At 38.9% G+C, this 13,016-nt stretch carries 15 protein-coding genes and 1 pseudogene; 11 read left to right on the forward strand and 5 right to left on the reverse strand.

Annotated elements, in window-relative coordinates:
- Positions 1-315 precede the first annotated feature (315 nt).
- Together AX762_RS06170 and AX762_RS06175 are read left to right on the forward strand one after the other, a co-directional pair.
- Positions 316-567: a YkvA family protein gene (locus AX762_RS06170; RefSeq protein ID WP_177244047.1), complete on the forward strand. Its 252-nt coding sequence runs from the start codon at positions 316-318 to the stop codon at positions 565-567.
- Between the two features lie 606 nt (positions 568-1,173).
- Positions 1,174-1,701, forward strand: a complete 528-nt coding sequence (locus AX762_RS06175; RefSeq protein ID WP_071848286.1) for a DUF1456 family protein — start codon at positions 1,174-1,176, stop codon at positions 1,699-1,701.
- A 100-nt stretch (positions 1,702-1,801) separates the two neighbouring features.
- On the opposite strand, the gene AX762_RS13310 is transcribed toward AX762_RS06175, so the two are convergent.
- Entirely contained in the window at positions 1,802-1,954 is a 153-nt protein-coding gene (locus tag AX762_RS13310) for an IS3 family transposase (protein ID WP_083432843.1), read from the reverse strand.
- Between the two features lie 171 nt (positions 1,955-2,125).
- Here AX762_RS13310 and AX762_RS06185 point away from each other — a divergent pair, with 171 nt between their 5' ends.
- The 3 genes and pseudogenes from AX762_RS06185 to AX762_RS06195 all read left to right on the forward strand — a co-directional run bounded on the left by AX762_RS06185 (position 2,126) and on the right by AX762_RS06195 (position 5,721).
- The gene (locus AX762_RS06185; RefSeq protein WP_071848288.1) at positions 2,126-3,250 is read left to right on the forward strand and encodes a M20 family metallopeptidase; all 1,125 of its coding nucleotides are present in this window, start codon (positions 2,126-2,128) and stop codon (positions 3,248-3,250) included.
- Between the two features lie 141 nt (positions 3,251-3,391).
- Positions 3,392-3,520: pseudogene (locus AX762_RS06190) on the forward strand (DUF1456 family protein); the annotation flags it as partial.
- 485 nt (positions 3,521-4,005) lie between these two features.
- Positions 4,006-5,721 (forward strand): peptidoglycan DD-metalloendopeptidase family protein, encoded by a 1,716-nt coding sequence (locus AX762_RS06195; RefSeq protein WP_071848289.1) that lies wholly within the window; start codon positions 4,006-4,008, stop codon positions 5,719-5,721.
- Between the two features lie 108 nt (positions 5,722-5,829).
- On the opposite strand, the gene AX762_RS06200 is transcribed toward AX762_RS06195, so the two are convergent.
- Positions 5,830-6,297 carry a threonine/serine exporter family protein gene (locus AX762_RS06200; RefSeq protein ID WP_071848290.1) on the reverse strand — a complete coding sequence of 156 codons (468 nt, stop codon included), beginning with the start codon at positions 6,295-6,297 and terminating at the stop codon, positions 5,830-5,832.
- 18 nt (positions 6,298-6,315) lie between these two features.
- Positions 6,316-7,074: a threonine/serine exporter family protein gene (locus AX762_RS06205; RefSeq protein WP_071848291.1), complete on the reverse strand. Its 759-nt coding sequence runs from the start codon at positions 7,072-7,074 to the stop codon at positions 6,316-6,318.
- Positions 7,075-7,244: 170 nt separating this feature from the next.
- Here AX762_RS06205 and AX762_RS06210 point away from each other — a divergent pair, with 170 nt between their 5' ends.
- From AX762_RS06210 to AX762_RS12765, 5 genes are all read left to right on the forward strand, one after another.
- Positions 7,245-7,682 carry a DUF1801 domain-containing protein gene (locus tag AX762_RS06210; RefSeq protein ID WP_071848292.1) on the forward strand — a complete coding sequence of 146 codons (438 nt, stop codon included), beginning with the start codon at positions 7,245-7,247 and terminating at the stop codon, positions 7,680-7,682.
- A gap of 147 nt (positions 7,683-7,829) precedes the next feature.
- Positions 7,830-9,179, forward strand: a complete 1,350-nt coding sequence (locus AX762_RS06215; RefSeq protein ID WP_071848293.1) for a D-serine ammonia-lyase — start codon at positions 7,830-7,832, stop codon at positions 9,177-9,179.
- A 223-nt stretch (positions 9,180-9,402) separates the two neighbouring features.
- Positions 9,403-10,065, forward strand: a complete 663-nt coding sequence (locus AX762_RS06220; protein WP_071848294.1) for an undecaprenyl diphosphate synthase family protein — start codon at positions 9,403-9,405, stop codon at positions 10,063-10,065.
- A 76-nt stretch (positions 10,066-10,141) separates the two neighbouring features.
- Complete coding sequence (locus AX762_RS06225; protein ID WP_071848295.1) at positions 10,142-10,696, forward strand: guanylate kinase; 555 nt, start codon at positions 10,142-10,144, stop codon at positions 10,694-10,696.
- Positions 10,697-10,708: 12 nt separating this feature from the next.
- Complete coding sequence (locus AX762_RS12765) at positions 10,709-10,873, forward strand: hypothetical protein (RefSeq protein ID WP_177244048.1); 165 nt, start codon at positions 10,709-10,711, stop codon at positions 10,871-10,873.
- Between the two features lie 46 nt (positions 10,874-10,919).
- Here AX762_RS12765 and guaC read toward each other — a convergent pair whose 3' ends face one another.
- Positions 10,920-11,951: a GMP reductase gene (gene guaC / locus AX762_RS06230; protein WP_071848296.1), complete on the reverse strand. Its 1,032-nt coding sequence runs from the start codon at positions 11,949-11,951 to the stop codon at positions 10,920-10,922.
- A gap of 203 nt (positions 11,952-12,154) precedes the next feature.
- On the opposite strand from guaC, the gene AX762_RS06235 reads away from it, so the two are divergent.
- Positions 12,155-12,853 carry a phosphatase PAP2 family protein gene (locus AX762_RS06235; RefSeq protein ID WP_071848297.1) on the forward strand — a complete coding sequence of 233 codons (699 nt, stop codon included), beginning with the start codon at positions 12,155-12,157 and terminating at the stop codon, positions 12,851-12,853.
- 75 nt (positions 12,854-12,928) lie between these two features.
- On the opposite strand, the gene AX762_RS13315 is transcribed toward AX762_RS06235, so the two are convergent.
- On the reverse strand, positions 12,929-13,016 hold an 88-nt coding region (locus AX762_RS13315), incomplete at its 5' end, for an IS3 family transposase (RefSeq protein ID WP_143139312.1).

The following is a 13,016-nucleotide window of genomic DNA, read 5'->3' on the forward strand; positions in this document are numbered from 1 at the left end:
TATAGCAAGAGAATACGTTTTCCATTTTGAAGTATTTAAAAATAAAATAACAGGGTGTATAAAATAAAAACGCTTTAGCTTTTGATGTTGAGCGTACTTAAGCATACAGGCTGAAATTATAAACTATTTAATGAATAATTAAAAAATAGTCCTTAAGACTGATTTATTTTTTAAAAAGGTAAAGTTATACTATTGTTGTACAAAAAAGTAAAGGCCAATGTGAAACACGTGTCCTAAAAATATTGGGAAAAACAACGAGTAATCATGAAAGGGTGCTGCCAGATGAAACTACACAAAAAACAGAGAAAAACGCCCATGACACAAATCAAAACGCTGATCCTGTCTCTTTTTGACGCTAAAGTCGACACAAGAAGGAAATTTATGGTGTTGGGAATCGTCCTTTACATCATCAGTCCTATCGATCTGATTCCTGACTTCATTCCAATGGTCGGCTATGCGGATGACGTCATTCTACCAATCTTATTGATCATTGCAGAAAAATTGCTTTCGGGTGACAAAAAGTCAGAACCCGTCCGAGTCAGAAAAGAAGCTGAAAAAGTCAACTAAAAGTGATGTAGATTCATTACAGGATCAAAACATGTTCCTTAAATATGCGAATAAAAACAACCTGCAGATGGTTAAACTTTGACAGTGACCATCAGCAGGTTATTTTTATTTTTCCAAATGTAGTTTATTGCATTTCAATCTGATTCGGTCCAAGCCAGCACTACCTGTATCCATCAGGAAAGCTAAGACGATATTGGCTGGAAAAATAATCAACACATAAATTATAGCCAGAAATATGCTCACATAAATCATGCTGATGATACCGCACCTTTCATGGTCATTATCCAAAAAAAATTTTCGATAATACCGACTGGATTTGATTCCGTTCAAATACGTGGGTGGCTTTCTTTTATATATTGGTTTGGAACACTAAATTCAGAACACAGATGTTATTCATTTATTCGGTACAGTTACTATATCAAATCAAGGGAACGTGTACACATATAGACCATGGAATTCGGAAATACAGGACTAGATGTTAAGCTGTTTGTTTAGGAACGATGAGTTTTGGTGAGCTCGACTTAAATTCATTTTAAATTAATGCCCGTTCCCGGTATACTATAGTAGAAAACACATGATGATTATGATCAGGAAGGTGCTGAAACAATGAATAATAATGACCGATTGCTGCGACTGCGCTATGCGCTAGAGTTAAAGGATTCAGAATTGGTAGAGATTTTTAAATTGGGTGAAATGGAGATACCCATGCAAGAAGTAAGACAACTCCTTTCAAAACAGGATGAAAAAGATATTCAGGTGGATGAAGAAGATGAATTCTCAGAAAATCTGTACAAGGAAGATTGTACAGATCTGATGCTGGAATCTTTTCTCAATGGATTGATCGTCTATAAAAGAGGGAGACAAGTATCAAAAACGGGAGAACCAGTAAAAATGACGTTCTCTTTGAAACACAGTAAAGACGTCAATAATATTTTGCTAAAAAAAGTGAAAGTTGCCTTATCGCTTACAAATGAAGACGTTTTGGATATTCTTGATGATACCGGAGTCAATATTTCAAAGGGTGAGTTGAGTGCCGTTTTGAGAAAAGAAGATCACCGCAATTATCAGGAATGCGGGGACAGATACGCGAGGAATTTCCTCAAGGGACTGACCTTGAAATATAGAGGAGAGTAATTGTTTCAATAAAAACTTGAAAGTATCCCAGTGAATGACTACCTTTAAACTATACACTTTTTAAAAAACGACACTATGCAGTCCAAAGAAGATGACCCCATTAGCTTATCGGGGTCATCTTCTTTAATTTTTTTTGATAACGATTATGATTATAAAATGAAATATATTCTTCTACAAAATCACACAAATCCTTTAGGGTTTCCTTTCTATTGAAAATGGCGAGAGAGTGAGGATAGGCATCTATAAAGAATATGAATTGCTATTTCATCTCTTTAGCGTTAGTATAATGCGCAAATACGCTTTTTTTTTGATTGAAACAGGAGCACGCCTTAACAGATTTCATTTTCGTCAAATAGTTTCTTTTGAACTGTTACATATCTGGAATTTCGGACTCAACGAGTAAAAATGAAAGAAGGGTATACAGATGAAACAAGAAAATTATGGAAAAGCAGTAGCTTTACGGCACGAATTGCACCAGCATCCCGAACTTTCAAATGAAGAAACGTGGACCAAGCAACGGTTAATGGATTTTTTACAAGAACAAACGGATCTAGGAATTGTAGATAAAGGAAATTGGTTTTATGCGGTTTATCGAGCTGGAAATGATCGGCTGAATATTGCTTTCCGTACAGATTTCGATGCCCTTCCGATGGATGAAGCAATTGAATTACCTTGGGCATCTAAAATCCCAGGAAAAGCACACAAATGCGGGCACGATGGGCATGCAGCAACGATGATTGGATTTGCTTTGGAAATTGATCAAGAAGGAGCAGCGAACAACACTTTCTTTTTGTTTCAACCAGCTGAAGAAACAGGTGATGGAGCGATTCAATGTGTGGATTTAATCAAAGATGAACAGATCGATGAAATTTATGGATACCATAACTTTAGCGGTCTTCCTTACCAAACGATATCTGCCCGGGAAGGAACGACTCATTTTGCTTCTAAAGGAATGACGATTCATTTTGAAGGGACGCCAGCCCATGCAAGCCAACCGGAAGATGGACAGAATCCTGCTTTAGCGATTGCAAAAGTGGTTCAAGCTCTTCCAGGATTTACGGAATTAAAAGAGAACACTGGGAAGGTTTTGGCTACGGTCATTCAAATCGCTGTGGGGTCCGAAGCTTTTGGTGTTTCTCCAGGAGAAGGGGATTTGAAATTAACTATCCGTGCGTATGCAGAAAAGGATTTAAATCGGTTACAAACGAACGTTGAAACTTTCGTAAAAGAGTTAGCCTCACAAGAACAATTACAGGTGGGATTTACTTATCAAGATGAATTTCCTGAAACATTCAATCATAAAGAAAACGTGGCAAAGATACACCAAGCAGCTGAATCGTTAGGGTATGAGTACACGGAGTTGGAAAAAGCATACCGGGGATCCGAAGATTTTGGACACTATACAAAGTGCACAAAAGGTGCATTTTTCTATATCGGGAATGGCGAAGAGTACCCTCAAATACACACGAATGCCTATGATTATCGTGATGAAAATATTTTGCGTGGAGTAGAAATGTTTAAGGCGCTCGCAAATATGACGGACCAATGAAAACGGAAAATCGTTAGACTCTATAAAAAAGAAAACCAGCAATTTATACTGTTTTTCTTTAATCTGGACACTATGTCAAGGAGAGTATTAAGAACACCCTATGCTACGGGTTGTAAAAGAAGCTGGCTTCGGTATGATACCGGAGTCAGTATTTCAAAGGGTGAGTTGAGTGCCGTTTTGAGAAAAGAAGATCACCGCAATTATCAGGAATGCGGGGACAGATACGTGAGGAATTTCCTCAAAGGACTGGCCTTGAAATACAGAGACTGATTGAAAATGTCAGGGGGAAATTCCATCGCCTCCTGAATGCAGTGTGAAATGAATCCGAAATTTAGATAAAAATCAGAACCTCAAGTGTCAGCATGCGCTGATACTTGAGGTTCTTTTACATATTAAACTTACAAAAAAGTTACTAAAAGTAAGCTGGAGTTTACTAAAGAGAATTAATGAGAACAACAAAAAAAGGATGCTGACTTATTTTTCGAAAAAATTATTGAGTAAGAAGCTATAGCTCTCATGTTCTTATAGGCATGAATGGTATAATACGAAGTTATTATCAGTTTCACATAAACTAGGAAATTTTGTTAATTTTGTCTAAAATTTGTCTAAAACCAAGTGTAACACAACTGTAATCGTTAATAGATTCTATAGTTCAGGCAAGAGTGGTACTATTGTTTTACATCGGAAATATAAAACTTACCTTAAAAAACAACTATTGAATGATAAATGACTACTACTATATGGAGGAAAATCACTTGAAGAATAAGATAATCGTCGGACTTGTTTCCTCGATGCTGTTGACAACTTTTGCGCCATTTATGGGTAGCGTTGTACAAGCTGAGGAGCCCCTAGAAGACTTAAAAGAACAAATAGAAAATAATAAAGGTCGCTCAAGAGAACTTGGTTCAGTTATTGAAGAAACTGAAGCTGAAATGAATAGTTTAGAGCAAGAAAGACAAGAACTTGAAGGAAACATACAGTCACTTCAAATCACTATACAAGAATTATCAGAGGACTTGGATGTACAAAGCCAACGTCTGGTGGAAACAAATGAAGAGATAGAAAACTTAAATAAAAAAATTGAAGATTTAACAAAAGCAATTGAACTGCGTAACGATAAATTAATGACTCAAGCACGGGCAACACAAACTAAATGGAATCCTACGAACGTCATACATATGATTATCTCGGCAGAAGACATTTCAGATTTGATCAGTCGAGTTGGCGTGGTTAGCAAATTAGTATCTGCTAATCAACAAGTTATAGAAGATCAGCGACGTGATCAAGAAGCAGTCATCACAGCTGAGGCAAAAGTTCAAATTGAAAAAGCTGAAGTTGAAACATTGGTAGTACAGATTGAAACTAACCGTAAAGAATTAAAGGGTCAACAAGTTAAACTGGACGATCAAATCATGTTTGTTGCTGAAAAGTATAAAATGAACTCCTCTGAAAAAGATCAGTTTGTCAGCGAACAGTTTGAGTTAGCTCAAGAAACAATGGCTTTATCTACAGAGATTAGAGCAGAAGAAAAACGTTTGGAAGAAGAACGCATTGCAGAAGAGAAGCGTCTGGAAGAAGAACGCCTAGCCGAAGAAAAACGTATTGCAGAAGAAGAAGCAATCGCTAAAGAAGCCGAAGAAGAACGCCAGCGTCAGGCTGAAGCGGAACGTAAAGAACGAGTGGCTTTAGCTGCTGAACAACGTCGAGAAGAAGCTCAAGAAGAAGAAGCTCGAAAAGAACAAGCAAGTTTAGCTGCTGAAAGAGAAAAAGCTGACGAACAACGTACAGCAGCCGCAAATCGTCAAGAACAAGAACGTTTGGCTAAAGCAGAAGAGCAACGTGTTGCAAACGTTGAAGCAGAATCTAGAGCACAATCTACAGCTGCAGCGAATCGAAGAGAAGAAGAACGTAAAGCAGCAGCAGCGCAAGCTACAGCAGCAGCGAATCGAAGAGAAGAAGAACGTCGAGCAGCAGCACAAGCTACAGCTGCAGCAAATCGAAAAGAAGAAGAACGTAAAGCAGCAGCAGCGCAAGCTACAGCTGCAACGTCTTCAAACAATTCAACATCTAGTGCTGCTCCAACAAGTAGTGGTTGGGTTCGTCCTGCAAGTGGTTATATCAGCTCTCCTTTCGGTTACCGTACACACCCTGTAACTGGTCAGCGTAGCTCTTTCCACTCGGGTGTCGATATTGCTGGTAGTGGACCAATAAGATCTTCTCGTGCAGGAACAGTTACTGCAGCTTCTTACGCAGGAAGTTATGGTTATAGAGTCATTGTTGATCATGGAGATGGCTATTCCAGCTTATATGCACACATGCAATCTAATCTAAGTGTTTCTGTTGGACAACGTATCTCGCAAGGACAACAACTTGGTATCATGGGTACTACCGGACGTTCAACAGGTATTCATTTACACTTTGAAGTGCTGAAAAGCGGTAGAGCGGTTAACCCAATGGGTTACATCAACTAAAATTTAATAAGATAGAAAAAAGAGAGAAAGTATTGTGCTTTCTCTCTTTTTTCTATACACAAATCACTGTAAATGATTTGTTGTTGAAGTATATAATCCAGTGATCTTTCATGGCAGATACCGTTTATCACGCTTGCCGAATGTACGATTAGAGAAAATTTGAAACAAACCACTGTTAATAGAAAGACCCAGGGCAATTGCACCGGAAACTAAGAAGGTTTCCGTCCCGTACATTAATGCTAATTCTGTATGGCCTTCAATAAAAGCGCGCATCATATTATAAGCTGAACCACCTGGAACAAGGGGAATAATTGCTGGGACGGCGAAGACGATTACGGGCATTCTATAGTACCTGGCGAACCACTGACTAAAAAATGCTACAAGGAAAGACGCTGCACCTGCACCAATGAATACAACAAAACCAAATTGAAAGGCAATGATGTAGTAGACTAACCATCCGAGGGCGCCAGAGATACTTGAAGCAAAAAGCGTACGTGTGGGTACATTGTACATGACGCCAAAGGCAAAAGAAGCAACAAAGGCTGCAAGTAAATAGGTTAAATAATTTAAAGTCACTTTATTTCTCCTTTCTCTTTATAAGAATGCAATGACGATTGCCACACCTATCCCGATTGCTCCGGCGGTTAGAAAGGCTTTAGCCAATACAGCCACTCCGGCAAGTAAATGACCGGCCATCAAATCTCTGAAACTGTTGGTTATGGCCATACCGGGCACCAGCGACATAACACTACCGATGATTATGACGTTGAGGTCTTGGCCAAATCCCAAAGTGGTAAACAAAACGGCTAAGAGTCCAATAAAAAATGAAGCAACCATTTCAGCAAAGAAACTGACGTTGGTATAGTTATTGACAACTTCGAAAAGATAATGGCCTAATCCTCCGGCAATAAAAGCAGGAAGGATTTCTAAATAGGAGCCGCCGAATAACAAGGTGAACCCACCACAAGCGACGGCCATTGCGCTGTTCCGCTGCAGGCGAGTAAAGTTGGTGGGAGTATTTTTTATATTATTCAGTTTTTCTGTCACTCTTTTTGGAGGAAGGGCTTTTTTTGAAAGCTGCCTCGAGAGATCGTTCACCATGGAAACTTTTTCTAAATTGGTAATTCTATCGTTCATTCGTAAGAGTTCGGTGTGGTCTTGTCCGTCTTCTCCCTCGACAGTAATGATCAAGGCAGTAGGAACGACAAACACGTTTATATTTTTAAGATGGTAACTTTTTGCGATACGGTAAAGCGTATCTTCAACGCGGTAAGTTTCCGCTCCATTTTCAAGCATGACTCTGCCCGCTTCCACGCAGACATCTAAAATATCAGATACGGGGTACTGTTGCATTCCTAACCCTCCTAAAAGAAACTTTCAATACGCCTAGTATAACGATTATTTTTAATAAATGCGAATAGATTTTAATGCGATGAATGGTATCCTGTCGTTGTTGGGAAGTGCTATATGCTAAACTAGTATTATAACCATCTGCTATTGAGTTCATTGAGGAGGAAAATAATTTGTATGAATTGAAAACACAGCCCACCGATGCTAGTGTGATGGCATTTATTGAATCGGTCGATCATCCCAAAAAACGGGAGGATGCGTTCAGATTACTCGATATATTTTCTGAAACAACAGGTATGGAACCAAAAATGTGGGGATCGAGTATCATTGGTTATGGAGCCTGTCGTTATAAATATAATTCAGGGCATGAAGGTGACAGCATGTTAGTAGGCTTTTCTCCCCGAAAGGCACGGTTCAGTCTGTATTTTGCGACCGGCGATGAAAAACGGGAAGAATTGTTAAAAGAATTCGGTAAGCATAAATCGGGCAAAGCCTGTGTGTATGTAAATAAACTAGACGATATAAACACTGATATTTTAAAAGAACTCATCCATCAGTCTATTGCTTTTTTAACGGACACGTACGGTGAAGAAAACGTTATAAAAGAATGACTGAGTCAGGTTTTATGCTTCAAATTATAGAAAGATTATCATCTGATTAGAAGCGCCTTTCATTTATTTTTCTGCTTGGTCTAATGTGCTATAATGATAAAGCTGAATAGACCAATAGGTTGAAGAGATATTGAAAGGAAGACTTTAATGACAGATAAGAATGTAGCTAAACTAATCGAACAAACTCCTTTATTAAATAATATAAAACAGGGAGAAGAAGTATTTTGGAAAAACTCGATGGCGTTACCGACGGAGGAAGCAACGGCTCAAACCAAGTATTCTCAAGCAGATATATTAGATGCAGAAGCACGTTTGCAACGTTTTGCAGCCTTTGTCCGCATCGCTTATCCTGAAACCGAAGATCTTGGTGGAATCATTGAATCACCTCTGTCGGAAATTACTGAGATGAAAAAGTATCTAGATGATGCTGCGCATGAACAGTTAGACGGACGCCTGTGGTTAAAACGCGATGATTTACTTCCGATTTCCGGGACCATCAAAGCCAGAGGAGCTATTTATGAAGTGTTGAAGCATGCGGAAAAATTAGCGCTTGAACACGGCTTACTTAAAAACACGAATGAAGACCATGCCATTTTTGCCAGCGATGAATTCAAGACTTTTTTCTCACAGTTCAACATCACTGTCGGAACGACCGGGAACCTAGGGATCAGTGTTGGAACAATGGGTCGTAAGTTAGGCTTTGAAGTGACGGTACACATGTCAGTTGAAGCCAAACAATGGAAAAAAGAGTATTTGAGAAATATAGGCGTAGAAGTGATCGAGCATAATACTGACTTCTCCAAAGCAGTTGAAAACGGACGTGCCGAGTCAGAAGCCAATTCTAAAAGTTATTTCGTGGATGATGAACATTCGGAAGAACTGTTTTTAGGCTACACTGCAGGCGGTTTACGCATGAAGAAACAAGTCGAAGCAGCAGGGATTCTTGTTGATGAAGATCATCCTCTGTTTGTTTATTTACCTTGTGGCATTGGTGGCTCACCAGGTGGGATCACATTTGGATTGAAACAAGCCTTTGGGGACCATGTGCATTGTTTCTTTGCAGAACCGACAAAAATGCCGAGCATGATGATTGGCTTACTCAGTCAAAAATATGATGAAATATCCGTGTTTGACTTTGACTTAGGTGGATTGACTGTGGCAGATGGCTTAGCTGTACCGAGAACATCGGGACTTGTTGCTAAGTTGATGCGCACCTTCTTTAGTGGCGGCTATTCGATCGATGATAGTGTCTTCAAGGCCTTACTGTGTAAACTCTATGAAAAAGAAGGCATCTTCCTGGAACCCGCAGCCGTTGCCGGTTTGATTGGACCGTACCGTCTGATCGAGTCTAATGACGGTCAAGCATATATCAGCGAAAAAGGATTGTCAGATAAAATGAATCAGGCAACACATATTGCCTGGGCAACTGGTGGATCGATGGTTCCAGAAAAAAACCGTGAAGAATTTTTAAAAGAGTGTCAAACTCACGAATTATAACAAAAAAACCTGATGCTTTTAAAAGCGTCAGGTTTTTACATAAAAAAATAGTATAATGGTTAACAAAGGTAAATTGATTTTATTCGTATGTATATGAGTGCTTTGCAAACTATTTCAATAATTAATATATTGTTTAGTTGATGAATAGAGGTAAAAAACGGTATGATAATACTAACAAGGTTTTGAAATTTTTGAGTTCACTTTAGAAGGAGATTATTAAAATATGAAAAACTACAAACGTTTACCAAAACATATTGGAGTTATTCCAGATGGGAACCGAAGATGGGCCTTAACTAAAGGATTAAAAAAACATGATGGGTATAATCATGGCATAGGTCCTGGAATGAAACTTTATGAAGCATGCCTAGAGCTTGGTGTTGAAGAAATGACTTATTATGGCTTTACCATGGATAATGTTAAACGTCCGTCACTCCAAACAAAAGCGTTTCAAAAAGCATGTGTTGATTCTGTCAATGAATTAAAGGAAAAAGATGCTGACTTACTCGTGTTAGGGAACACCGATTCTGACGTTTTTCCTAAAGAATTATTACCTTACGCAAACAAACGAACGAAATTTGGCGAAGGAAAAATGAAAGTGAATTTCTTAGTTAACTACGGATGGAACTGGGATCTGAATTACGCATTAAAAGAAAGTGCCGACACACCATCAAAGGATATTACAGAGATGATGGCATCCAAAGATGTTTCCCGCATCGATTTGATTTTAAGATGGGGCGGGCGCCGAAGACTAAGTGGCTTTTTACCTGTTCAGTCGATTTATTCCGATATTTTCGTTTTTGATGATCTATGGCCCGATTATAAAGCTGATCATTTACACGAAGCTTTATCTTGGTACCAGGAAACTGATATCACTTTAGGCGGCTAATAAATATAAGCTCACATTAAATATAAATTAAATGGTCTTAGTTTTAAAAATAGGGAATACAGGAAGAAGGTCACGTATGAGCGGGAAACGATTGATCGTACTCGTAGGTCCAAGTGGAAGTGGAAAAACGACGCTGGGTGATGAATTATCAAAAAAAGGTTATCCGAAACTGGTCACCACAACCACGCGTAAACCACGACCCGGAGAAACCGACGGGATAGATTATTACTTCAAAAAAGAAGAGGAATTGGACCCTGACGACTTCGTCGAACAAACCATTTATAATGGAAACCTTTATGGCTTAACCAAAGCAGAGGTACGCGAAGCGTTGATCAAGTTCCCTCTCGTTCATGTTTCTTTGGATAAAAATGGCGCAAAGGCCTTGAAATCTGTTTATCCCGAAGAAACATTTGTTGTTTTTATCTGCGTTTCCGAAGAAGAAATGAAAAAAAGAATGAAGGCTAGAGGAGATAAGGAAGATAAGATTGCTGAACGTATTGAGTTCAGTCAAGCAATCAACGAATCAGAACCGATAAAAGAGTCAGATTTAGTGATTGAAAATAAATCCGTTGAGAAGAGTGTCGAAACTATTCTCAACACCTTAAAAGAAAGAAATCGATCCTTTAAGTGAGAAGGTAACGGTATGGATATTGATCCAAAAACAATCGTCACGTACCCACTCTTTACTTTTGTCATATACTTGCTACTAAGCCTGGTCTTTGACTTGCCTTTATGGACAGTGTTTATTGCGTTGTTCATCGTTTTTTTGTATTTCATCGTCATCATCATCATTGAACTGTATAAATGAAAAACCACTATCTCGCCGTTAGGGGAGATAGTGGTTTATTGATTTATCAGTCGGTAAAATTACTTGAAGCAAAGCTATCAGGGACATCGATCCCACTTGAATTATAATTTTCACCATTCATGATCGAGTTTTTAACAATCACATAATCCACTTTTCTCAAAGATTCGATGTCATTGCCCCCAGCATAGGAGATGGAGGATTGTAAGTCTTGTTGCATCTCAAGCAAAGTATCGAAAATGTCCCCTTTATACTCCGTCAACATTTTCTTGCCTTCGACATTTTTACGCTCGCCTTTTTGATGAGCAGAGGCACTACCAAAGTATTCTTTGTATAATGTTCCATCCACTTTAATCGTTTTTCCTGGCGATTGTTCGTGTCCAGCTAAGAGAGAGCCGATCATGACCATCGTCGCACCAAAACGAATAGACTTCGCAATATCACCATGCGTACGAATGCCTCCATCGGCAATCAACGGTTTTCTGGCCGCTTTTGAACAGGACGAAAGGGCAGCTAATTGCCATCCACCCGTACCAAAGCCGGTTTTGAGTTTTGTTGTGCATACTTTTCCGGGACCAATACCAACTTTTGTTGCGTCCGCGCCGGCATTTTCAAGTTCTCGCACAGCTTCAGGCGTGCCAACATTCCCGGCAATCAGGAATGTATCTGGCAAGAATTGTTTGACGTGTTTGATCATATCTATGACTAATTCAGAATGACCATGGGCCACGTCGATAGTCATAAAGTCAGGAATAAGATTTTCACGATCCAAGTCTTCTATAAAATCATATTCTTCGTCTTTCACACCTAAACTAATAGATGAAATTAACTGATTTTTTCTCATTTTTTCAATAAAATCTTTTCTGATGTCTTCTTCAAAACGATGCATGATATAAAAATAATTGTTTTCAGCTAACCAGATGGCTAAGTCATCATCGATCACTGTCTGCATGTTTGCCGGTACAACGGGTAGCGCAAAAGTGTGTTTACCAAGTTGAACCTGTGTGTCACATTCTGAACGACTTTTAACGATTGATTTAGCTGGGATTAATTGGATGTCTTCGTAATCAAATACTTTCATATCATACTCCTCTATTTTACTGTCTTTAATGACATATTTTGGGAGAAAAGTGTTACTCTAACATATTTGTTTCCCTGTACCACTTTACCTAAATAGTTCATAAATGTCAAAGTCAAAAAGAGTGGAAACGATACATAATAGTTGCATAAAAGCCGGAAATGTTGGAAGATACCTTTAATTGATTTAAAAGGAGAAATAGATTGATGGACCAAATCAAAAATTATCTAATCGAGAAATTAGGAACACCTAAACGCCTTTTTTTACTGGGGTCAATACTGACACTCCCTTTTCTATTTTTAGTCTGGATGAGCTTTTATGACTGGGGATTTATTGGTGTGCTTGATGAAATGATTGGCGCAGAGATTCACGAAGAACGCGCGACGTTACTCAATGCCTTTTTTATTTTCATTACTCGGCTAGGGAATCCCATATCGGTAGGGACTATAACGTTAGCTGTCGCCTTGTTTTCAGGAATCCACAGAAAGAATAAAAAAATTGCGCTCTGGTATGTCAGCACAGTCGTTTTTGGAGCAGGGGTGATGAATCAACTTGTTAAATTCATTTTCCAACGCGAAAGACCAACAAGTGTAGAGCATCTGATCACTCAAGGCGGCTATTCTTTTCCAAGCGGACATGCGATGGGAGCCGTTATTGTTTACGGGGCATTATTATTCCTCATCATCCGGACCTATTCGAGCTGGAAAATCATTTTGCCTGCTACCTTGGTGATTATTCCCCTGATTGCTTTGATGGGGATCAGTCGTATCTATTTAGGTGTGCACTATCCGTCTGATGTTATTGGGGGTTATTCTCTGGGACTAGCCATCTTATCACTCAGTTTAGGCATTTACAGTTTATTCTTGACCGAAAAAGAGATAAAGAACAACGAACAAGCAAAATAAAGTTAAAAGAGCCCCTAGAGTCAGGTTTGTAAACTATAAACCGGACCCTATGTCAAGGAGAGTATAAAAAACACCCTATGCTGCGGGTTGTAAAAGAAGCTGGCTTCGGTATGATACCGGAGTCAATTTTTTTAGTTTCCATTGTCCTCGTTCGTTGTTGTAA

This window comes from Alkalibacterium sp. 20 (assembly GCF_001885615.1).
Classification (GTDB): domain Bacteria; phylum Bacillota; class Bacilli; order Lactobacillales; family Carnobacteriaceae_A; genus Alkalibacterium.

Excerpts from the sequence above, each read along its gene's own strand:
- AX762_RS06170 (WP_177244047.1), top strand. The coding sequence starts at position 316 with ATGACACAAATCAAAACGCTGATCCTGTCTCTTTTTGACGCTAAAGTC.
- AX762_RS06175 (WP_071848286.1), top strand. The coding sequence starts at position 1,174 with ATGAATAATAATGACCGATTGCTGCGACTGCGCTATGCGCTAGAGTTA.
- AX762_RS06185 (WP_071848288.1), top strand. The coding sequence starts at position 2,126 with ATGAAACAAGAAAATTATGGAAAAGCAGTAGCTTTACGGCACGAATTG.
- AX762_RS06205 (WP_071848291.1), bottom strand. The coding sequence starts at position 7,074 with ATGCAACAGTACCCCGTATCTGATATTTTAGATGTCTGCGTGGAAGCG.
- AX762_RS06215 (WP_071848293.1), top strand. The coding sequence starts at position 7,830 with ATGACAGATAAGAATGTAGCTAAACTAATCGAACAAACTCCTTTATTA.
- AX762_RS06220 (WP_071848294.1), top strand. The coding sequence starts at position 9,403 with ATGAAAAACTACAAACGTTTACCAAAACATATTGGAGTTATTCCAGAT.
- AX762_RS06225 (WP_071848295.1), top strand. The coding sequence starts at position 10,142 with ATGAGCGGGAAACGATTGATCGTACTCGTAGGTCCAAGTGGAAGTGGA.
- AX762_RS12765 (WP_177244048.1), top strand. The coding sequence starts at position 10,709 with ATGGATATTGATCCAAAAACAATCGTCACGTACCCACTCTTTACTTTT.
- guaC (WP_071848296.1), bottom strand. The coding sequence starts at position 11,951 with ATGAAAGTATTTGATTACGAAGACATCCAATTAATCCCAGCTAAATCA.
- AX762_RS06235 (WP_071848297.1), top strand. The coding sequence starts at position 12,155 with ATGGACCAAATCAAAAATTATCTAATCGAGAAATTAGGAACACCTAAA.